Raw genomic sequence first — 22,687 nt, 5'->3', positions numbered from 1 at the left:
CGCGGCCGGGCTCGCCGGGACATCACCCGGAAAGCAGAATCCCTAAAAGGACTTCTGCGACATATCAAGAAATTAAGGGATTCAAGACACTGGCACCCATTCCCTCCTGAGAGGGCTGTCACGATCAGGCATACACGCCCGTCCGAAATGGCGTGTCGCGATTTCCGCGCGCCCTCCGGTACTCCACATCCGGATCACCCGCGTCTATTCGTTGAATCACTGGAGATCCGCCGAGGCGGCGCCGGAGAAAGGCGGGACCATGGATCTGGCCGCACTTCTCGGCGCGGCCATCTCGGGATTGACGGCCATAGCGCTGGCCGCCGAACTCGCCCGCCGGTCGCTTCGCCGCCGCCGGCGTGAGGACGGCGGATACTCACCTGACAGGAACAGGCAGAATCAGCCACCGGCGTCGCGCCGTCCGCCGCAACCCCCTCAGGGCCCGGTCCTCCCCGAGCCGCCGTGGCCTCCGGCACCTGGCGAGCCTCCGTCTGCCCAGCAGCCCGGACCGGCCACCGCCCCCTCGCCCATCCCGCCCCTCGGGGCGGCCGCCCCGCCCCCGTCCTCCGCCCGGCCTGCCCCGTCCGCACCGCCGGGGTACCAGGAGCCTCCCCCGCCCTACCCGGTACCTCCACCGCGCGCCAGTGGACGCCACGCCGCGCCCCTCGAAGGCGAGTCCGCCGGCGGCCGTCATGTGAACATCTACGTGGCCCGCGAGGGCTCCGAAGTGCCGGTCGGCGAGCCGCTGGCCCCCGAGACGGGCTACGAGGTCGTGTGCAACGTCGGCGCACCCGACCCGCGCAGCCTGCTCACGCCCGAGACCGGCTCGGCGTTCCCCGGCGAGATGCTGCCGAGCGACGCGCCCGAACTCCAGGCCGTCCTTTACGTCCGCGGCGCACCCGCAGGCAGGGCTGTCCGCCTCCAGGTGCCGGCACGGGGCGACAGTCCGTGGATCCGGCTGCCCCTCCCCGGGCAGCCCGCCGGGACCGCCGTCCACGCCGAGCTGACGCTCTACTACGGCGTCGTGGCCGTCCACGTCACGGCCATCACGGTCCCCGTCGGCGGCCCGCCCGGCCGCGGCCGCCCGACCGCGAAGGCCCTGTACAAGCTGTCGCGGTCGTTCTCCGGTCTCGGCCGCCTGGCGTCGCGCCGGCTGAGCGTCCTGGTCTCCGGCGAGCCGACCTCGCCGGCGCTGCAGGTCAACGGCATGAGCTTCGCGCCGAACAGCATCTCGGTCGAGGCGAAGGCCGTCGACGACGCCGTCTTCGCGGCCCGCAAGCACCTCTATCGGATGCAGTTCGGCGAAGGGCCGGTCAGCCGTTACTCCGGTTCCTACGGCAAGTCCTACGACGCCCTCGTCGCCGACCTCCGCGTCCTGGCCAACCTCGGCGCCAGGTTGTACGACAACCTGTTCCCCCGCCCCGACGTGTACACCACCATGGCCGAACTGGTCCGGATGGAGGCCGCCAGCCATGTTCGCCCCCCGATTCTGCAGGTGGTCGGCCTCGGTGAACGGCCGGCGCCGATCCCTTGGGCGGTGCTCTATGACCTTCCGCTCGGCGGCGTGCCGAGCCGCTACAAGCCCTGCCGCTCCATCGCCGAGTACGGCCCCGGCGCGCCCGGGTCATCCGCGCCCGCCCGTTGCCCCTATGAGGCCGACCACCGGGACGGCGACCGGTGGAAACCCGACCAGCTCTGCCCCTGGGGGTTCTGGGGCCTGTCCTCCATCATCGAGCACCCGCCTTACGTCGAGGGGCGCGACCTGGAGCACGTGGTCGAGGACGGCGGCGGCGGGCTTCCGGTGTCGGTGCTGGCCGTGGACTCCTCCGACGGCCTGGACCTGGGGCTCACCCGCCGCCACTTCGACGCCCTGACCACCCGGCTCGGAGAAGCCATCATCCGGCCGGCCATCACGACCCTGGAAGGGCTCTGCGCCGAGCTGGCCGGCGAGACCATGGACGTGGTCTACATGTACTCCCACTGCGGCTACGACATGGCGGCCGACGGCGTGGGCTACGACCTGTACCTGCGCATGTACGGCGACACCCTCACCCCCGCCGACGTCAACCAGTGGACCCGCACGAGCGGCTGGCCCGACCCGCACTGGCCGCGCCGTCACCCGCTCGTCATCCTCAACGGCTGCCACACCACCGAGACCGTCACCGGCACCTTCAGCAGCTTCGTCAGGTCGTTCGCCAACCGCGCCCAGGCCTCCGGAGTCATCGGCACCGAGATCACGATGGAGCAGGGGCTGGCCGGTTGGGCCATGGAACTGTTCCTCACCGAGTTCGTCCACGGGGCCACCGTCGGCGAGGCGCTGCGCGACACCCGCTGGCGGATGTTCGCCAGGGGCAACCTCATGGGCCTCGCCTACACCCCCCATTGCCTGGCCGAGCTGACGCTGCGCCGGGCCCTTCGCATGGAGTCGCCATGGTATTGACCATCGGAGTCGTCTGCTTCGGACTGCTCGTCGGGTTCATCACCTATCGGACACTGATCCGGGCCACGGCCGCCGCCTCGATCAGCGATCTCGCCACGGTCATCGGCGCCGTCGGCGGCGGCGCCGTCACGGTCATCGCCCAACCGGGCACCGACCTGTTCGGCTGGTACGCCATCGCGCTCCTCGCCGGTTTCGTCGCCTACGGCGCGCTGTACGCCCTCACCCGGGGGGCGGGGAACTTCGCGGTGGTGATGGCCCAGCAGACGGTCATCGCCGGCAGCGCCGTCACCCCCTCCCCCTCCGCCTCCCCCTCCGGCCCACAGGCCCGCTGAGCGGTTTCGCCCGGCCGCAGAAGGAGGAGGAACCGAAGGGCTGATCGCTCAGCCTCGCCCGGCCGGCTCGCGACCACCCCCGGCGGACAACGCCATCGGCCGCACCGAAGGTGTCCATTCGGCGGCGTGAGGTGGTCCGATACTTTTCGGCTCACAACTTTCGATTTTTCTCTGTTCCTCCCCGGCCCGTGTGCCTATTCTGCCGATACCAGAAGTTTTGGCGATGCCTAAAACCGGATGAACTGGTACTTCTATGCCCATCGACGGGGTGTGGACGGCCGAAATATCGGCGTTGGGGGCAAAATGTTTCGGACCCGTGCGGCAGAGGGCGGCCGTTGGCTCGTCCTCCCCAACCTGCTCGCACGTCGCGCGGAGGAGCGGGCAGGCAGCCCGGCGACCGTCGTGGCGGACGTCGGAAAGATCTCGTTCCAGGCCCGGCGACTCACGTGTATGGACCGGAGAGAACGCACATGACCCACGGACAGGAAAGCAGTCCGGCTTCGTTCGCCCAGCAGGGCATCTGGATCGGCGAGCGGCTGGGCGCCGGCCAGGCTTACCACATGCCGCTGGCCCTGTGGTTCGACGGCGACCTCGACGTGCCCGCGCTGCTCGCGGCGTGCGCCGGCGTGGTGGCCAGGCACCCGGTGCTCGCCACCACCGTCGTGGAGGGCGGCGACGGGCCTCACCTGGCCGAGGCGGCGGAGCCGTCGGTCACCGTCGTCGAGCTGCCCGACCCCTCCCCGCAGGCCCTCGACCGGCTCATCGCCGACGAGACCGCCCGCCCGTTCGACCTGGAGAAGGGGCCGCCCGCCAGGTTCGTCCTCGCCCCCGCGGGCCCGCGACGGCACCTGCTGCTGTTCGTCGCCCACCACCTGGTCTTCGACGGCATGTCCAAGGACGTCCTCGTCGGCGACCTGGCCCGGTACTACGCCGAGAGGACCGCCCTCCCGCAGCCGCCCACCGAAGGGACCGCTCTGCGAGAGCCGTCCACCGAGGGAACCGCGCCGCGGGAGCCGTCCACCGAGGGAACCGCCCCGCGTAAGCCGTTGTCCTTCGCCGACGCCGCCCGTGCGGAGCGGGAGCGGGTCTCGGCCGCGCTGCCCGCCGCCCGCGAGTTCTGGGCCGGACGCTGGAGCGAGCCCGCCGAGGTCGTGCTGCCGGGTCAGCGGCGCACGGCCGGACGCTACGGGCCCGGTGAGCAGATCGGCGGCGGCGCCGACCACGAGTTACGCCGCTTCGCCGCCGAGGTGGCGCGGGCGGCGGGCGCGACGATCTTCGAGGCGCTCGTCGCCGCCGTGCACGGGCTGCTGTTCAGGTACGGCGGGCAGAACGCGACCGTCATGGTCGATGTGACGACGCGCGGTCCCGCGACCCGCGACCACATCGGGCCGTTCGTCAACGAACTGCCCGTCATGGCGCGCCCGGAGCCCGGGCAGAGCTTCCGCGAGTTCGTCCAGGTGGTCCGCGGCGGGCTGCGCGAGATGTACGCGCACCGGGAGGTGCCGCTCGCCCGAGCGGTCGGCCTCGCGCCGCGCGGCGCCGTGGCACCCGTGTCGATCAGCTACCGCAGGCGGGACTCCGAGCCGGAGTTCCCCGGCCTCGACGTCTCGGTCGACTGGACGATGTTCGGCGGGGGCGTGCGGAACGCCCTGCACCTGCAGTTCGTGGACGGCCCCGGCGGGCTGGACACGTGCCTGCGGTTCGACCCCGCCGCCGTCGACCCCGGCGCCGTCGTCCGGTTCCGCGACGGCCTGCGCGCGCTGCTCCGCCACGCCGCCGCCGATCCCGGCGTGCGCCTGGCCGAGCTGGACGTCATCTCCCCGGCCGAGCGGTCGCGGCTGCTCGTCGAATGGAACGCCACCGCGGCGGCCCGTTCCGGGGCGGCGACGCTGCCCGGCCTGTTCGCCGAGCAGGTGCGGGCTCGCCCCGACGCGGTGGCCGTGACCTGCGAGGGCCGCTCGCTCACCTTCGCCGGGCTGGACGCCGCCGCCGACCGGCTCGCGCGACGGCTGCGCAGGGCCGGAGTGGGCCGCGGCGACCTCGTCGCGGTGCACCTGCCGCGCTCGGAGACGCTGCTGGTAGCCCTGCTCGCCGCGCACAAGGCCGGCGCCGCGTACCTGCCGCTGGATCCGGACCATCCGGCGGAACGGCTCGCCATGATCATGGCGGACGCCCGGCCACGGCTGTCGCTCTCGGACACCGCCGCGCCCTTCGCCCTGCCGGGACCGGTCCTTCTCGTCGCGGAGGAGGACGAGGAGGAGGAGAGCCCGGACCCGGTCGAATCGGACGAGACGCCCCCGGCCACACCGGGGGATCTCGCGTACGTGATCTACACCTCGGGGTCGACCGGCCGTCCGAAAGGCGTCGAAGTCGAGCACGGCAACCTGGCGAACCTGCTGCTCTCGATGCGTGACCGGCTCGGCTCGGGGCCCGGCGACGGCTGGCTCGCGCTCACCTCGCCCGCGTTCGACATCAGCGCCCTGGAGCTCTACCTGCCGCTGGTCACCGGGGGACGGGTCGTCGTCGCCTCCCCCGGCGCCGTACGCCGCCCCGAGGCGCTGGCCCGGCTGGTCGCCGAGCAGGGCGTCACGTACGTGCAGGCCACCCCGTCGGTGTGGCGGCTGCTGCTGCCGGGCGGCATCGCCGGAGCGACCGCGCTCACGGGCGGGGAGGCGCTGCCGCCGCGGCTCGCGGCCGAACTGCGGGCGCGGTTCGACCGCGTGTTCAACGTGTACGGCCCGACCGAGACGACCATCTGGAGCACCCTCGGCGAGCCGGGCGAGCCGGGCGAGCCGGGCGAGGTCGTCACGATCGGCCGCCCGATCGACAACACCCAGGTGTACCTGCTCGACGAGGCGCTGCGCCCGGTGCCCGCCGGCGTGGCCGGTGAACTGTGCGTCGGCGGCGCCGGGGTGGCGCGCGGCTACCGGGGCAGACCGGGCCGCACTGCCGAGCGGTTCGTCCCCGACCCGTTCGGCCCGCCGGGATCGCGGCTGTACCGGACCGGCGACCTGGCCCGCCACCGGGCGGACGGCGAGATCGAGTTCATCGGCCGCCAGGACGGCCAGGTCAAGCTGCTCGGCCACCGCATCGAGCTCGGCGAGATCGAGGCCCGTCTGCTCGACCATCCTCAGGTCGCCGAGGCGGCGGTGCTGCTCGCCGGCACGGACGCGGGCGAGCCCCGCCTGATCGCGTACGTCGTACCCGCGGCGGGCGCCCGTCCGGAACCCGGGGCGCTGACCGCCCACCTGGGCAGGACCCTGCCCCGGCCGATGCTGCCCGCCGCGTACGTCATGCTGGACGCCCTGCCGCTGAACCCCATCGGCAAGCTCGACCGCGCGGCCCTGCCCGAGCCGGCGGCCTCCTCCGATGGCGGCCCCCGCGGCACGGCCGCCGCCGCCGTCCTCAACCAGGCCACGGCCGCCGTCCCGGACCAGACCACCGCCACCGCCACCGTGCCGGGCGGGGCCGGCGCCGCCGGTCTCGGGCAGGCCGGCGCCACCGTGCCGGGCGAGGACGGTGCCGCCGGTCTGGTCGAGGAGATCAGACTGATCTGGCAGGAGGTCCTGGAGCTCGACGAGATCGCCGACGACGACGACCTGTTCGACCTCGGCGGGCACTCGATCACCATCACCCAGATCACCGCGCGCATCAGGGAGCGCCTCGGGGTCGAGATGTCCCTCGACGCCTTCTTCGACGACCCCACCATCACCGGGGTCGCCGAGGAGATCACGGCTCTGCGCGGGGACGCCGAGGACCCGGGCGAGGAGCCGCCCGTGCCCGCCGGGGTGCGGCCCCGCCCGGCCGGGGTGAACCCGCCGCTGTCGCCCGCGCAGCAGCGGCTGTGGTTCCTGCAGCGCTTCGATCCCGGGGACGCCTCCTACAACATGTACCTGGTGCTGCGGCTGCGCGGCCGGCTGGACGGCGAGGCGCTCGGCGCGGCCCTGGACGCCGTGGTGGCGCGGCACGAGAGCCTGCGCACCTCGTTCACCGACGGCGGCGACGACGGCGAGCCGGTGACGGTCGTCCACCCGCCCGGCCCGGTTCCCGTCGAACGGTTCGACCTCACCGCGTACGCCGACGCCGAGGAGCGGGCGCGGAGCCTGGTCGCCGAGCGCACCAACGCGCCGTTTGACCTGGCAGGGCCGCCGCCGCTGCGGGTCGGCCTGCTCGCCCTCGGCCCGGACGACCACGTGCTCTGCTTCGTGCTGCACCACATCATCGCGGACGGGTGGTCACTCGGGATCCTGCTCGACGACCTGTTCGCCCTCTACCAGGCCGGCGTCGAGGGCCGCGAGCCCGGCCTTCGCGCGCTGCCGGTCCAGTACGGCGACATCGCGTCGTGGCAGCGGGAACACGAGTCCGGACCGGCCGCCGAGGAGGCGCTGGAGTACTGGCGCGGCCGGCTCGCCGCGCCGCCGGTGCTGGAGCTGCCCACCGACATGCCGGCGGGGCGGCGGCCCGAGGGGGCCTTCCACCCGTTCCCGATCTCCGAGCGGGTCGTCACCCGGCTTGAACGGCTGGCGCAGGAGCACGGCGCGTCCCTGTTCATGGTGCTGGCCGCCGCGTACCAGGTGCTGCTGGCCCGGCACAGCGGGCAGGAGGACATCCTGGTCGGCACGCCGTGGGCGGTCCGTGACCGGGTCGAGTTCGAACCGGTCGTCGGCTACCTCACCGACACCCTGGTGCTGCGCGGCGACCTCGGCGGGGACCCGGCCTTCTCCGACCTGCTCGACGCCACCCGCCGTACGGTGCTGGAGGCGCACGCGCACCGCACCGTCCCGTTCGAGCGGCTCGCCGGGGAGCTGGGCGTGCCCCGGGACGTCCAGCACAACCCGCTCCTCTCGACCATGATCATCCTGCACAGCCAGGCCGGTGACGGCGCCCCGCCCGAGCGGATCGGCGATCTCCGGGTGGAGCTGTTCGACGGCGGGTACCGGCAGGCCAAGTTCGACCTGGCCCTGGAGACCTGGCGCCAGAGCGACGGCCTGCTCGCCGTGCTCGGCTACGACGCCACGCTGTTCCACGCGGCGACCGTGGAAAGCCTCGCCGAACGGTTCGCCGCACTCCTGCGAGGCATCGCCGACGCCCCCGCCACCCCGATCTCACGCCTGCCGATGCTGACGGCCGCCGACGAGGCGATCCTCGCCGCGACCCGTACGGCCGGAGGCGGTACCGCCGGGAGGGATACGGAGCAGGGCGGTACGGCGCAGAGCGATATGGCTTGGAGGGATACGGGGCAGGGCGATACCGCCGAGAGCGGTGCCGCTGAGAGGGATACGGCGGAGTGGGGTGCGGCCGACGGGCCCCGCAGGGCCGTCACGGCCGTCACGGCCGTGGAGACGGTCCCCGCGCTGTTCGCGCGGGTGGCGGGCGCGACCCCCGGCGCCACGGCTCTGGTCTGCGGCGACGAGCGGCTGAGCTACGGGGAACTGGACACCAGGACGGCGCGGCTGGCCGCTCTGCTGCGGCGGCGCGGGGTCGTCCCCGGCGAGGTCGTCGGGGTCTGCCTCGGCCGCTCGGCCGACGCGCTGGTCGCGTTGCTCGCCGTGTGGCGGGCCGGCGCCGCGTACCTGCCGCTCGATCCCGACTATCCAGACGAACGCCTCGCGTTCCTGGTCGATGACAGCGGCGCCCGCCTGGTCGTGGCCGGCGAAGGACTCGCCCACCGCCTGCCGCCGGGAACCCCGCTGCTCACCGCCCGCCTCAAGCCCGGCACAGGCGAGCCGGGCGCGCGCGGCTACGAGTGGCGGGCTTCAGACCCCGGTGACGACGAACGGCGGACGGTAGAGCCCGGCGACGACGAGTGGCGGACGCCCGAGCCCGGCGACCCGGCGTATGTGATCTACACCTCCGGCTCGACCGGCCGCCCCAAGGGCGTGCTGGTCGAGCACGGCGCCCTGGCCGGACGCGTGCGCTGGATGCGGGAGGCCTACGGCATCGGCCCCGCCGACCGGGTCGTCCAGTTCGCGTCGCTCAGTTTCGACGCCCACGCCGAGGAGCTCTACCCGGCGCTGACGGCAGGGGCGTCCGTGCTGCTGCTGCCCGACGGCGCCGCGACCCTGCCGGACGCGCTCCGCGGCGCGGCCGGCAGGCAGGTCACCGTGCTCGACCTGCCCACCGCCTACTGGCACCGGCTCACCGAGGCGCTCGACGACCTGACCTGGCCGGAGCGGCTGCGCTTGGTGATCATCGGCGGCGAGCAGGCGCACGCCGCCGCCGTGGCCCGCTGGCGCGACCGGTTCGGCGACCGGGTCCGGCTGGTCAACACCTACGGGCCGACGGAGGCGACCGTCATCGCCACGGCCGCCGCCCTCGGCGCGGCGGACGCCGGACGCCGCCCGCCCATCGGGCGGCCCATCGCGGGCGCGACCGCGCACGTCCTCGGCCCGTACGGCGAGCCGGTGCCCCCCGGCGTCTCCGGCGAGCTGTACCTGGGCGGGGCCGGGCTGGCGCGCGGCTACCTCGGCCGCCCGGCGCTGACCGCGGAGCGGTTCGTCCCCGACCCGTACGGTCCACCCGGCTCGCGGCTGTACCGCACCGGTGACCGGGCGCGGTGGCGGCCGGACGGGACTCTGGAATTCCTGGGCCGCTTCGACGGGCAGACGAAGGTGCGCGGCTTCCGGGTGGAGCCGGGAGAGGTCGAGGCGGCCCTGCTGGCCGACCCGCGGGTGCGCCAGGCGGTGGTGGCGGCGGACGGCGACCGGCTGGTGGCGTACGTGACCGGAACCGCCGATCCGGACGACCTGCGGCGGCGGCTGTCGGCGACCCTGCCGCCGCACCTGGTGCCGACGGCCTGGGTGCCGATGGACGCGTTGCCGCTCACCGTCACCGGCAAGGTGGACCTGACGGCGCTGCCGGCGCCCGCGCCGGAGCCCGCCGTCGAGTTCGTGCGGCCCCGTACCGACGCGGAGACCCTGGTCGCCAGAGTCTGGGCGGAGGTGCTCGGCCTTGAGGAGATCGGCGCACTCGACGACTTCTTCGCCCTCGGCGGCCACTCGCTGCTCGCCATCAGGGTGGCGGCCCTGCTGCGCAACGCCGTCGACGTCGAGGTGCCGATCCGCACGGTGTTCGACCGGCCGACCGTCGCCGGGCTGGCCGACGCGGTGGAGAGCCTGCTGATCGAGCAGCTCTCCGGCCTCTCGGAGACCGAGGCGGCCCACCTGCTGGACTCGGAGGCTCTCCGTTGAGCGGCGCGCGCACCGGCGCCGACGAGCGACCGGCCACCGAGGACGAACCCCCCGCCCGCGAGAACGGACCGTCGGCCGGCAAGAACGGGCCGCCGGCCGAGAGCACAGACGGGCTGCCGACCGGCAGGGACCGGCTTTCGGCCGGCAGGGACGGGCCGCCCTCCCGCAAGGACGGACCGACGGCCGAGAGGGATGGGCTGTCGGCGACCAAGCGGGAGTTGCTGGCGCGGCGGCTGCGCCAGGGCGCGGCGGCGGCGCCGCGGCGGACCATCCCGGCGCGCCCCGCCGGGGAGCCGCCTCCGCTGTCGCACGCCCAGGAGCGGTTGTGGTTCCTGGAGCAGTTCGCGCCGGGCACCACCCAGCTCACCATCCCGCTCAGGCTCCGGCTGCGCGGGCCCCTGGACTCGGGCCGGCTGGCCGACGCGCTCGCCGGCGTCGCGGCCGCGCACGACGCGCTGCGCACGCGCTACCCGGCCACCTGGGACGGCCGGCCGGAGGCGGTCACCGACGACGGCGCCACCCTGTCGCTGACCGTGCGCGACGCCCCCGGCGAAGCCGCCGCGAAAGCGCTGGCCGAGGAGTTCCTCGCGGTGCCGTTCGACCTCGCCACCGGCCCGGTGGCACGGGCGCTGCTGGTCAGGCTGGCCGACGAGGACCACGTACTGGTGATCGCCGTGCACCACATCGCCGCCGACGGCTGGTCGGCCGAGCTGCTGGTGGGCGAGGTCCTCTCCCGGTACGACGGCGCCGTCCCCGCGGCGCCCGAGGTGGGATACGGCGACTACGCGGCCTGGCAGCGGGGCCTCGCGCCGCCGCAGGGGGACCTCGCGTTCTGGCGGGAGCGGCTGGCCGGGCTGGAGCCGCTCGACCTGCCCACCGACCGCCCGCGCCCGCCCGAGCGCACCTACGCCGGCGCCGCGCACGCCTTCCCCCTTGGTCCCGAACTGGCCGGGGCGCTCACGCGGCTGGGCCGCGAGCACAGGGCCACGCCGTACATGACGGTGCTCGCCGGGCTCGCCGCCCTGCTGGGCCGGTACGCGGGCGGCTCCGACGTGGCGGTGGGCTCCCCTGTGGCGGGCCGCCGGCTGCCGGAGCTGGACGGCGTGGTCGGCTGCTTCGTGAACATGCTGACGATGCGGGTGGACCTGTCGGGCGATCCGGCCTTCGGCGAGCTGCTCGACCGGGTGCGGGACGTCTCCGTGGACGCCTTCGCCCACCAGGACCTGCCGTTCGAGCAACTGGTCGCCGAGCTCGACCTGCCACGCCACGTGTCCCGGTCGCCGCTGTTCGGCGTCATCCTCGCCATGCAGAGCTATCGCACCGGCGCCGTTCACCCGCCCGCCGGGCTGAGCGTCGCCGACTTCCCCGTCGACGGCTGGGCGACCCGCTACGACCTGGAGCTCTACCTCGCCGACGACGCGGACGGCGGCCTTTCGGGACTGTTCGTCTACAACACCGACCTGTTCGAGGCGGCCACGGTCGAGCGGCTGGCCGGGCACCTGCGCACCCTGCTGGAGCGGGTGAGCGCCCGGCCAGGACTTCCGCTGTCGCGCATCGACCTGCTCACCGAGGACGAACGGCGCCTGGTCGTCGACGGCTGGAACGACACCGCCACCGAGTTCCCCGGCGAGGCCACCCTGCACGGGCCGATCGAGGCACGGGCGGCGAGCACGCCCGAGGCGGTCGCGGTCCGGTTCGAGGGGCGCTCGCTGTCGTACGGGGAACTGGACGCGGCCGCGACCCGGGTCGCGCACACGCTGCGCGACCTCGGGGCGGGCGTGGGGTCGGTGGTCGCGGTCTGCGCCGAGCGATCGCTGGAACTGCTGCCCGCCCTGCTCGGCGTGCTCAAGGCGGGGGCGGCGTACCTGCCGATCGACCCCGGCTACCCGGCGGACCGGGTGTCGTTCATGCTGGCGGACGCCGCTCCGGCCGTGCTCCTCACCCAACGGCGGATCAGGCCCACGCTCCCGGACACCTCGGCGCGCGTCCTGGATCTGGACGACGTTCTCGACCCGGACGCGTGGACCGGCGGCGCGGGCCCGCTGCCGGACGTGCACCCGGGCGACGTCGCGTACGTCATCTACACCTCGGGCTCCACGGGGCGGCCCAAGGGCGTGCCCAACACCCACGGCGGCATCGCCAACCGTCTCGACTGGATGCAGGACCGGTTCCGCCTCGGCGCCGGCGACGTGGTGGCCCAGAAGACCCCGCTGAGCTTCGACGTGTCGGTATGGGAGCTGTTCTGGCCGCTGCGCGAGGGCGCGCGCATGGTGCTCGCCACCCCCGGCGGTCACAAGGATCCGGCGTACCTGCGCAAACTGATCGTCACCCAGGGGGTGACCACCGCCCACTTCGTGCCCTCGATGCTGGGCGTGTTCCTCGGCGAGGCGGGCGCGGCGGGCTGCGGGTCGCTGCGCCGGGTGATCTGCTCGGGCGAGGAGCTCCCGGCCGACCTGGCCCGCCGCTGCGTCGCCGCGCTGCCCGCGGCCGAGCTGCACAACCTGTACGGCCCGACCGAGGCGGCCGTCGACGTGTCCGCCTGGCACTGCCCGCCCGAGGCGCTCGCCGCGGAAGCCAGGGTGCCGATCGGCACGCCCATCGCCAACACCGCCCTGTACGTCCTCGGCGAGAGCATGGAGCCGGCGCCGATCGGGGTGCCGGGCGAGCTGTACATCGGCGGCGCCGGCCTGGCGAGGGGCTACCTGAACCGGCCCGCGCTCACCGCCGACCGCTTCGTCCCCGACCCGTTCGGGCCGCCGGGTTCGCGGCTGTACCGCACCGGCGACCTGGCCCGCCGCCGGCCCGACGGGGCGCTCGAGTTCCTCGGCCGCCTCGACACCCAGGTCAAGCTGCGCGGCCTGCGGATCGAGCTCGGCGAGATCGAGGCCGCGCTGCGCGCGATGCCCGAGGTGCGGGACGCCGCCGTGATCGTCCGCGAGGACCGCCTGGTGGCCTACCTCGTGCCGGACGACGCCGACCTCGCCGCCGTACGGGCGGAGCTGAAGAGGACCCTGCCCGACTACATGGTGCCGGGCGGCTACGTCGGCCTGGACGCGCTTCCGCTCAGCCCCAACGGCAAGCTGGACCGCCGGGCGCTGCCGGCGCCGGTCGCCGGGCGCGACGCCGGGGTCGAGTTCGCCGCGCCCGGCACCCCCACCGAGCTGGCGCTCGCCGAGATCTGGGCCGAACTCCTCGGCGTCGAGGTCATCGGGCTCGACGACGACTTCTTCGACCTCGGCGGGCACTCCCTGCTCGCCATCCAGGTGGTGGCCCGGCTGCGTAACCGCGTCGACGGCCAGGTCGCCGTGATGGACGTGTTCAAGAACCCCACCATCCGGGAGCTGGCCGCGCTCGCCGACGTCCCCGCCGAGCGACGCGGGCCCCGCGAGCTGCTGCACCGCCTGACCTCCGCCGGCAGCACCGCGCCGGTGGTGAGCTACGTGTGCGTGCCGTACGGGGGCGGCAGCGCGGTCGTCTACCAGCCCCTCGCCGACGCCCTGCCGGACGGGCACGCCCTGTGGTCGGTGGCGATCCCCGGCCACGACGTGGGGGTCGAGGAGGGCACGCTGCCGTTCGACGACCTCGCCGCCGCGTGCGTGGGCGAGATCATGGACAAGGTCGAAGGACCCGTCATCCTGTACGGGCACTGCGGCGTCGGCTCGGCCCTGACCGTCGAACTCTCCCGGCGGCTGGAGGCGGCAGGACGCGACCTCGTCGCGGTCTACATCGGCGGTATCTTCCCGTTCGCCCGGCCGCGCGGAGCCCTGCTGTCGCGCATCTCACGGCTCGCCGAGGCCGAGCGGCTGCGCGGCGACCAGCGCTACGTCAACTGGCTGATCTCGATGGGCCTGGAGATGGGCGAGATCGACCCGGCGCAGGCCCGGCGGATCGTGCGCAACATGCGCCGGGACTCGCGGGAGGCGGAGGACTACTACACCCGCCTGCTGGAGGGCGGCGTCGACCGGCTGCGCGCACCGGTGATCAGCGTGGTGGGGACCGAGGACCCGGCGACGGACTACTACCAGGAACGCTTCCGCGAATGGCACTTCCTGACCTCGGTCTCGGCCGTCGTCGTCCTCGCCGAGGCCGGTCACTTCTTCCTGAAGTACCGGGCCGAGGAACTGGCGGAGATCGTCACCACCACCCACCGGACGCTGACCGAACTCCAACCCGCACCCGAGCCCGAAACCGGACACAGACCCCCACCCACACCTGCACCCCGACCCGGACCGCGGGACCTCAGGCCACAGGATCCGGCACCCCACGAGCCCGTATCGCGCGAGTCCGGCCCTCAGGCCCCCGGAGCGCGCGAATCCGGACCACGCGAATCCGCCTCGCGGGACAGGCCGGCGCGGACGCCGGAGGCCACCTGGTGGCTGCACGACACCTCGCGCTCCGAGACGCGGGTGGCGCCCGGCGGCGTGCGCCCCAGCATCCCGCGTTTCCTGGCCGTCGCGCTCAGCCAGCTGACCTCCGTCATCGGGTCGGCGCTGACGGAGTTCGCCGTACCCCTGTGGGTCTACACGACGACGGGGTCGGTGGCGAAGTTCGCCTTGATGGCCGTCGTCGGCCTGGTGCCCGGGCTGCTCACCGCCCCCATCGCCGGGGCGATCATCGACCGGGCCAGCCGGCGCCGGGTGATGCTGGCCGGCGACGTGGCCGCGTTCTCCGTCCAGCTCGCGTTCGGCGTCCTGCTGTGGACCGGGCACCTGTCGGTGGGGTTGATCTACCCGCTGCTGGGCTGCCTGTCGGTCGCCCTGACCTTCCAGCGGCTCGCGTACATCTCAGCGGTGCCGCAGCTCGTGCCCAAGCACTATCTCGGGCACGCCGTCGGGATCATGCAGCTGGGCACCGGCACGGCGCAGCTCCTGGTGCCGATCTTCGCCGTCGGTCTGCTCGCCGAGATCGGCCTCGGCGGCATCCTGGTCCTGGACGTCGTCAGTTACGCGGTCGCGATCGTCGCGCTGCTGGTGGTGCGCTTCCCCGCCACGATGCCCTGGCGGCGCCGCGAGTCGATCAAGGCGGAGATCCTGGGCGGGCTGCGCTACTCTCTCGGGCACCGCGGCTTCGTGGCGATGCTGCTGTTCTTCGTGGTGCTGAACGTGTTCCTGTCGCCGCTCCTGCTAATGTTCTCGCCGCTCGTGCTGTCGTTCGCCGGGCTGGCCGACGTCGGGCGCATCGCGTTCCTGGCCGGGGCCGGCACGTTCGCCGGGGCGCTCATCATGATCATCTGGGGTGGCCCGCGCCGCCTGCGGCTGCGCGGGGTGCTGCTGTGCACGCTGATCCTCGGCTTCTTCTGCGTGGTCACCGGCCTGCGCGCCGATCTGACCGTGATCGCGGTCGGCGTGTGCGGCATGACGCTCTGGATCACCCTGCTCAACGGCATCTACACGACCATCGTGCAGGTCAAGGTGCCGCAACGGTTCCACGGCCGGGTGTTCGCCATGAACACGCTGATCGCGTGGTCCACGCTGCCCATCGGCTTCGGGCTGGTCGCCCCGTACGCCGCCGGAGTGCTCGACCCGCTGCTCGTCCAGGGCGGCGCGCTGGCCCCGACCGTCGGCGCGCTCATCGGCACCGGCCCCGGCCGCGGCATCGGGCTCATGTACGCCCTCTTCGGCGTCGTCATCGTGCTGATCGTGCTGATCGCGTCGCGCGTCCCGGCGCTGGCCCGCTTCGACCAGGAGGTCCCCGACGCCGTCGCCGACGACCTCGTCGGCGTCCAGGCGCTGCGAGGCGCCACCCCCACCCGTACCGAAACGACGGAGGCGTGACATGAACCAGGTTGTCGTCAACGACGAGGACCAGTACTCGCTGTGGCCCCTCGACCGGGAACTCCCGGCCGGATGGCGAGCCACGGGGTTCACCGGCGGCAAGCAGGAGTGCCTGGACCACATCGACCAGGTCTGGACGGACATGCGCCCGCGCAGCGCGCGGCTCCGCGAGGACGGCGCGGCATGACCTGCGCCACGGACCGGCCCAGGGCGCGGCCGGACGCCCACGATCCGGCGGGACGGCCGAGGTGAACGGCACAATGGACGGCCCGATGAACGGTCCAGCGAACGCCCCGGCCAACGACTCGGTGAACGGCTCGTTGAACGGCTCGGTGAACGTGCCGTTCCGCGGAGAGCGGGACGGCGAGGCGGAGCTGACCTGGGGACAGCGGCTGATGTGGCGGGCCGTCCACCTGATGGGCGACAGCCAGTCCTACCTCAACTGCCCCTGGGTGCTCCCGGTCTACGGCAGGCGCGACCTCGCCGCCGTACTGGCCGCGCTGCGCGCGCTGCTCGAACGCCACGAGAGCCTGCGCACCACCTTCACCGGCACGCCGGACGGGCCGGTGCAGCGGGTGGCGCGCGAGGGGGAACTGCGCGTCGAGCTGGTCGAGGCGGGCCCCGAGCGCGGGCTGCGCGTGGCCGAGCGCCTCGGCGTGGAGATGAGCGCCACCGCGTTCGCGCACGACGAGGAGCTGCCGCTGCGCTGCGCGGTCGTGCTCAAGGACGGCCGCCCGTTCGCGCTGGCGCTCAGCTTCTCCCACCTGGCCGTCGACTACCAGGCGCTGGCCCTGCTGACCGCGGAGTGGAAGGCGCTGCTCAAAGGCGAGGCCCTGGCGCCGGCCGGCTGGCAGCCGGCGGACCAGGCGGCCCTGGAACGCGAGGAGTCCTGGCAGGCCCACTCCGGCAGGTCGGTCGAGTACTGGCGCTCGATCCTCCAAGAGGTCCCCCTGGAGGTGTTCGACCACGAGCCCGGAGAGCCGGAGGATCCGCGGTTCATCGAGGTCGGCATGGAGTCCGTCGCGCTCGCGGCCGCCGCGACAGTGCTGGCCGGGCGCTGGACCGTCAGCACGACCAGCGTCCTGCTCGCGGCCTGCGCGACCGTCCTGGCCGTGGTGAGCGGGCGCCCGAGAGCCGTCATGCAGCTCGTCCACAGCAACCGCCGCGACGCCCGCACCCGCACCATGGTCGGCACCGTCGGGCAGGACGCCCTGTTCGTGCTCGACCTGCCGGCGACGGACTTCACCGCCGTCTGCCGGGCCGCGCACTCCACCGCCCTCGGGGCCTACCGGAACGCCTGCTACGACCCGTTCGCGATGCAGGCCATGCGCGAGGAGATCGGCCGCCGCCGAGGCCGGGAACCCGACCTGGACGCCTTCTTCAACGACCGCCGCGGGATCGGCACCTGGCCCTCACTGCCGAACTTCGCACCCGGCGAGGACCTGTCCGTCCTGGCCGGGAAGACCCGCACCTACGTCACGAACGCCTGGCCGGGCGTCCGTTTCAAGGTGTTCTTCACCGTGGGGACGGCGGCCGGCACCGGACAGCTGAGCCTCATCATCGACACCGCCTACCTGCCACGGGAGACCGCGAGGACGATGCTCCTCGCCATCGAGACCCTCCTGCTCCGCAGCCTCACGGAAGACGTCCCCCTGACCGAGGTCCCCCACCTGTGCTCCCCGCCGTTGACGGACGCGGGCCGCGGTCACGCCTGAACCGGCGATACGGGCCAGGGAGCCCGCGTCCAGGTGAACTCAGAGCCGGTCGCGGGCGTCTCATGGCATGTGATCAGAAAGGTGATGGCGACGGTGCCCGTGGTCGCGTCGTTACTGGCGGGATGCGGCCTGGCCGGGGCGGAGACGGCGAGGATCCCCAAGGGGTTCCTGCTGACCGAGGTCCAGGCGAGCGCGACGCGTCCGCCCGAGATGACGGAAGAGGACTGGTGGAAGGTCAGCGACAGCACCTCCCGGCGGCTGGAGCTCAACCCCTGTGAGTCCAGGAGGACGTCGCGCGACGGTCGCGTCGCCATGCGCACCATCACCCACCTGACCAGCGGCCCTTCCTATGACAGCGAACAACTTGTGCTGTACCGGACCGCCGTGGCCGCGCACGACGCGTTCCGCGAGCTGCGGGGGGAGGTGAGGTCGTGTCCCGGCAAGGGCTCCCCGTCGAGCTCCAAGGTCGGTTACTTCGGCAGGCCGCTGCGCGTGGGAGACGAGGCCATGTCCGTCGGGCTGTACTTCATGAGGGACGGCAGGCGCAGGCGCGACCCCGGCCGGTTGTGGGCCGTCGCCCGCCGGGGCGCCGCCGTGTTCCTCTACAGCTCCGACGAGGTCCCCGAGGACCCGGCCTCCCTGGTGAAGCGGCTCGCCGGCCAGGCGGGAGAGATGGCCGCGAAGGTGTGCGGCCTTCCCCAGGTGTGCGGCTGAGCCGACGTTCACAGGACCGCTTCGCCGGCGCCTCGACGCCTGGCACGGCCCCACGCCCGGTGGCCGTGAGCACCTATCTCCGGAACGAGCTCACGAGAAGATCGGAAAGCCGCCACAGTCCCAGCGACTTGTCGGCGTACGCCCCATCGCCCTCCTCGCACCTCTCGTTCACGAGATCCAGCGGGGGCGGGAAGTTGAATGGCTCCAGCATGAGATTGAGTGGGCGCCAATCTCCGGTCTGGATGTCTACATTTCTATCTATCTGCGTAAATGTCGTGGTGAGAAGGAAGGTCGATCCACTTTCCTTCATGTTGGAAAGCGCCTCTCGCGCCTCCTTGTAGGTCAGATGGACGAGGCAGTCGCGACACAGGATGATGTCGGCCTGAGGCAGGGGGTCACGGACGATGTCCAGGCACTGAAATCTCCGGAGCCGCCCTTGATGCTCGCGCTGATTGTTGTCGACGATCGCCTGGACCAGATCCAGCCCCAAGTACTCGATACCCGACAGATCGACTTTGCTCATCCAGCCGAAGTCGCCGCATGGAGCGTCGAGCAGACGACGGACACCGAGACGGCGCATGAGCCGCGGAATCTCCGTGCGCAGCGTCTCGGTCGCCAGGAACTCCGAGCCTTCCCCCGAGGGAGACTCCGAGCTTCCCCACAGATTGGTCTCGTAGATGAACGTGAAGACTTCAGCGCGGTCGTAGTTGCACAGGTGAGGAGCGTGCTCGCGAAAGCGAGAGCTCGCCAGGACCGGAGGACGGAGGCCGGCGGGCGGCAGCGAGGACATCGTCTCCCCCTAGTGTCAGCCAATGCCGGTAATTGTATAGAACCTTAACAGTCAAGCAAGGATCGTCGCCAGACTCATCATTTCGGCCGCCCTCTAAGCTCGATATGATGACCGCACGAACATGCGCCCAAGAGGGCGCCCTATACGATTAATTACATGGCGCATCGTTCCCGGTTGATCGAAATGTTGTTCGGTGCACTCGCTCTGCTCATCGGCTTCAACCTTGACCTTGACAAGTTGATCGGGAAAGTCGCCGACGCCCTCGGCCTCCAGAGTCCCTCCGTGCTCCGCACCATCTTCCTCGGCACCGTCGTCCCCGGCGTCATCTTCGTATTGACCTGGACCGCGATCCATGTATATGAATCAATCATCTGGCCCTTGCTCCCCGGCGACCACAAACTGTCCGGCTTGTGGGTATATGCACTAGTAGCGCATATTGATGGCGATCATATCTCCGTCGCTGGATGGTTTCGAGTGGAGCAGCGCCTTGATGGAGTCTCCATCCCCGAAGCCAGGGCGTACTACGTGGAGAGCGATGAGGGGCTCACCTTCCGGGGCGACTGGACCAGTCGTACCGTCTGGGCAGGTGTTGAGAGCGTCGCGTTCCTGTTCGCGATGATCGCCGATGGCGCCGTCCGAGAGCCGATGCCGACTCGGTACGAGGGTCATATGCAACTCATGAGGCACGGTCCCCACAAGCAGGGCGAGCGAGAGTTCTGGTCGGGATACTTCCACGATCTGGGTGATCGGCGCGGCATCCACGGCCCCGTTATCGCACTACGGCTTCGCGACAGGAGGTCAACGCGTTCCCCGCTCGATGCGATCGATCGGCACCTGCCATACCTGAAGCTTCGGGTAGGTGAGCTCACCGGCGAAAGGGTCACCAGAGGAGTCGCCAAAGGAAGGGACGCGGAGTGAAGCGAACCGATCGAGCCGGGATCGACGTCTAGGAGGTGTGAAGCCTCTTTCCTTGATCGGCCTCGGCCTCGCGGCGGCCGGGGTGTGCGCGGGGGCCGTGGTGCTCTGGGGGCCGGCCGGCGCGTCACCGCCCGTACCGTCCACCTGCCCGCAGCGCTGGGGCGGCGACGACATCGGCGGCTGGGTGCCCGCCGCCGCCGACATCGACGGCGTGGAGGAGTCACTCGTCCCCGGCTCGCCGGCACAGGCCCTCATCTGCGCCTACCCCGGGGACAACACGCATGCGGGCGGCGAGCGGCTGGCCGGTTCGCGGACGCTGACCGACCAGGCGGCGGCGATGGCCCGTGACCTCGCCTACCTCCCGGTGACCACCGCCGACACAGGCCGCGCATGTACGTTGATGGGCGGACCGATGACCAACTACCTCATCCGGTTCGCCTACCCCGACGGCCGCGCACTGTGGGTGGGCAGCGCCGAGGAGATCAACCACTGCGTGCGGACCACCAACGGCACGGCCGGCACCTCCGCCTACACCGGCCCCGCCATCACCACCGCCTACAAGGACGGCGTCTGGCGGCCCGTCCCGCCGGAGGATCCCTGCCGGGGTCCCGGCGACCGCCGGGGTCAGGGCGAGCTGATGGTTCCGGGACGACCGGGCCGGCTCACCGTGTGCAGGGACGCCACGTACAACCGTCCGCCCTACCGCAGACGGCACGGCAGGGACATCGCCCGCGCCCTGGCCGCCACTCTGAACTCCCTGGACACCGTGCCGAGCCGGAACCGCTGCCAGGAGGCAGGCGCTCACGAACGCGGCATCCGGCTCATATTCGACTACCCGGAAGGACCGGCCGCCGCGGTGAGGATCTCGATGAGCTGCGTCCCCGCCATCGACAACGGCCTGCTCCAAGCCGACCTGAACGACCAGGTCCGCGACCAGGTCCTCCGCCTCGCCCCGTCCTGACGACGGACCGCGCCCCCGCCACCACCGGCTCCCACCTGAGCGGTCTGAGCGGCGCCGAAATGGGGCGAGCGGGCGGCCACCGCTCACGACGACGGTTTGCCCGGGCTCTCCCTTTCAGGCGCCGGCGCCGCCGTCCACCGGCAGGATCGCGCCGGTGACCATCGAGGCCCGGTCGCTGAGCAGCCATGCGGCCGCCTCGGCGACTTCGTGGGGCTCGGCCATCCGTCCGAGTGGGCTCGACGCCTTGATGCGCTCGACGACGCCGGGGGTCGCCGCCTCCCATGTGTCGATCATCTCGGTGGCGGTGCCGCCGGGGGTGATGCCGTTCACCCGGATGCCATCACGGGCCCAGCTCACCGCGGCGGTCTCGGTGATGCTGTTGAGAGCGCGCTTCATCGCGCCGTACGCGGGGAGGGCGGGGTTCGCGCGGCGGCTGCCGATGCTCGAGGTGTTGACGATCGCCCCACCGCCGTTGCGTCGCATGAGCGCGGCCTCGGCGGTCATGGCGGTCCAGTGCGCGTGGAAGTTCACGGCGAACTGCTCGTCGATGTCCTCGTCGGTCGTGGTGTCGAGCGGGCCGACCTGCCGCTGGATCGCCGCGCCGTTGTTGAAGGCGCCGTCGAGCCGTCCGTGCAGCTCTTCCACGCGGTCGACGGCGACGCGGATGCTCGCGCGGTCGGCGAGATCCAGGGCGACGGCGTCCGCCACGCCGCCGCCGGCGCGGATCTCGGTGACGATGCGGTCGAGGGCGTCGGTGCCGCGGGAGGCGAGCACGACAGCCGCGCCCTCCCTGGCGAAGAGCCGGGCCGCGGCCGCGCCGATGCCGCGGCTGGCGCCGGTGATGAACACGACCTTGCCGGTGAGCAGTCCGACTGGGGTGGTGCCGATGTTGTCCGTCATGCCGACAGTGTCATGCCGGCCGGGGATCCGGATACAGGCACAGGCGGTACCAGGATCCGACGCCGCGCGGCGTGCAGACTGGGAGTATGGACAAGCGGGAACTCGGGGCATTCCTCCGTAGCCGTCGCGAGCGGCTCCGGCCGGAGGACGCCGGCCTCCCCTCGGGCTCGCGACGCCGGACGCCGGGTCTTCGCCGCGAGGAGGTCGCGGTCCTCGCGCACATCTCCACCGAGTACTACGTCCGGCTCGAACAGGGCAGGGCGCCGCGACCGTCGGGCGAGGTCCTCGCCGGGATCGCGGGCGCGCTGCGGCTCACGGACGCCGAGTCCGATCACCTCCACGTCCTCGCGGGCACCGCGCCGATCCGTACCGGACTGCATCGGCGCGACGTCCGGCCGAGCATCCTCGCGCTCATCGAGCGGCTGCCGCAGACGGCCGCTTTCGTGACCTCCGCCGTGTTCGAGGTGCTCGCGTGGAACGACCTCGCCGCCGCGCTCATGGAGGACTTCGCCGAGCTCGCCCCGGAGGACCGCAATCTCGCGCGCCGGGCGTTCCTCGGGCCGGCGCGCCCCGATGCGACGCTGTACGGGATCTCCGACGCCACGGAGTTCCGGCACCACGTCGTCAGGGAGCTCCGGTCCACCCTCGCCCGGTACCCGTCCGACCCCGCGGTGACCGATCTCGTCGCCGAGCTCCGCGATGCCGGCACCGAGTTCGCCCGGCTCTGGGAGCGGCACGACGTGCAGGCCGCGCCGATGCTCACGAAGACCTTCCGTCACCCGGTCGTCGGAGAGGTCACCGTCGACTGCGACTCGCTCACGCTCACGGACCGCGACCAGCACCTCGTGCTCTACAGCGCGCCGCCAGGATCCCCTGGCGCCGAGGCTCTGGCCCTGCTGAACGTCCTCGGACCCGAGTGCGTCAAGGCGAACCGTCCGCTCTGACAGAGGCCGGCA

General features: G+C 72.5%; 12 protein-coding genes. 10 read left to right on the top strand and 2 right to left on the bottom strand.

Annotated features, from left to right (window positions below; genetic code table 11):
• The first annotated feature begins 691 nt into the window (after positions 1–691).
• From ACFO60_RS12135 to ACFO60_RS12105, 7 genes are all read left to right on the top strand, one after another.
• A complete protein-coding gene (locus tag ACFO60_RS12135) occupies positions 692–2,437 on the top strand; it encodes a hypothetical protein (protein WP_380840142.1) in 1,746 nt (581 codons plus the stop codon).
• A complete protein-coding gene (locus ACFO60_RS12130) occupies positions 2,428–2,769 on the top strand; it encodes a hypothetical protein (RefSeq protein WP_380840141.1) in 342 nt (113 codons plus the stop codon). Before ACFO60_RS12135 ends, ACFO60_RS12130 begins: the two co-directional genes overlap by 10 nt.
• 470 nt (positions 2,770–3,239) lie before the next feature.
• Positions 3,240–9,959 (top strand): amino acid adenylation domain-containing protein, encoded by a 6,720-nt coding sequence (locus tag ACFO60_RS12125; RefSeq protein ID WP_380840140.1) that lies wholly within the window; start codon positions 3,240–3,242, stop codon positions 9,957–9,959.
• Entirely contained in the window at positions 9,956–15,733 is a 5,778-nt protein-coding gene (locus tag ACFO60_RS12120) for an amino acid adenylation domain-containing protein (RefSeq protein WP_380840139.1), read from the top strand. Before ACFO60_RS12125 ends, ACFO60_RS12120 begins: the two co-directional genes overlap by 4 nt.
• Before the next feature lies 1 nt (position 15,734).
• Entirely contained in the window at positions 15,735–15,920 is a 186-nt protein-coding gene (locus tag ACFO60_RS12115; RefSeq protein WP_380840138.1) for an MbtH family protein, read from the top strand.
• 85 nt (positions 15,921–16,005) lie between these two features.
• Positions 16,006–17,448, top strand: a complete 1,443-nt coding sequence (locus tag ACFO60_RS12110) for a condensation domain-containing protein (protein WP_380840136.1) — start codon at positions 16,006–16,008, stop codon at positions 17,446–17,448.
• 33 nt (positions 17,449–17,481) lie between these two features.
• On the top strand, positions 17,482–18,162 hold the full coding sequence (locus ACFO60_RS12105; RefSeq protein ID WP_380840135.1) for a hypothetical protein: 681 nt from the start codon (positions 17,482–17,484) through the stop codon (positions 18,160–18,162).
• 73 nt (positions 18,163–18,235) lie between these two features.
• On the opposite strand, the gene ACFO60_RS12100 is transcribed toward ACFO60_RS12105, so the two are convergent.
• Positions 18,236–18,952 (bottom strand): class I SAM-dependent methyltransferase, encoded by a 717-nt coding sequence (locus ACFO60_RS12100; RefSeq protein ID WP_380840133.1) that lies wholly within the window; start codon positions 18,950–18,952, stop codon positions 18,236–18,238.
• Positions 18,953–19,126: 174 nt separating this feature from the next.
• Here ACFO60_RS12100 and ACFO60_RS12095 point away from each other — a divergent pair, with 174 nt between their 5' ends.
• Both ACFO60_RS12095 and ACFO60_RS12090 read left to right on the top strand, forming a co-directional pair.
• Positions 19,127–19,870 carry a hypothetical protein gene (locus ACFO60_RS12095; RefSeq protein WP_380840132.1) on the top strand — a complete coding sequence of 248 codons (744 nt, stop codon included), beginning with the start codon at positions 19,127–19,129 and terminating at the stop codon, positions 19,868–19,870.
• 37 nt (positions 19,871–19,907) lie between these two features.
• Positions 19,908–20,831: a hypothetical protein gene (locus ACFO60_RS12090; protein WP_380840131.1), complete on the top strand. Its 924-nt coding sequence runs from the start codon at positions 19,908–19,910 to the stop codon at positions 20,829–20,831.
• Positions 20,832–20,945: 114 nt separating this feature from the next.
• Here the strand turns inward: ACFO60_RS12090 and ACFO60_RS12085 are convergent, their stop codons facing one another.
• Positions 20,946–21,731 (bottom strand): SDR family NAD(P)-dependent oxidoreductase, encoded by a 786-nt coding sequence (locus ACFO60_RS12085; RefSeq protein WP_380840130.1) that lies wholly within the window; start codon positions 21,729–21,731, stop codon positions 20,946–20,948.
• Positions 21,732–21,817: 86 nt separating this feature from the next.
• Between ACFO60_RS12085 and ACFO60_RS12080 the strand changes: the two genes are divergently transcribed.
• On the top strand, positions 21,818–22,675 hold the full coding sequence (locus ACFO60_RS12080; RefSeq protein WP_380840129.1) for a helix-turn-helix transcriptional regulator: 858 nt from the start codon (positions 21,818–21,820) through the stop codon (positions 22,673–22,675).
• Positions 22,676–22,687: the final 12 nt, after the last annotated feature.

Source organism: Sphaerisporangium dianthi (assembly GCF_042654065.1).
Taxonomy (GTDB): Bacteria; Actinomycetota; Actinomycetes; order Streptosporangiales; family Streptosporangiaceae; genus Sphaerisporangium; species Sphaerisporangium dianthi.
The sequence above is the reverse complement of the archived record's forward strand: the minus strand, read 5'-3'. Positions and strand labels throughout refer to the sequence as shown.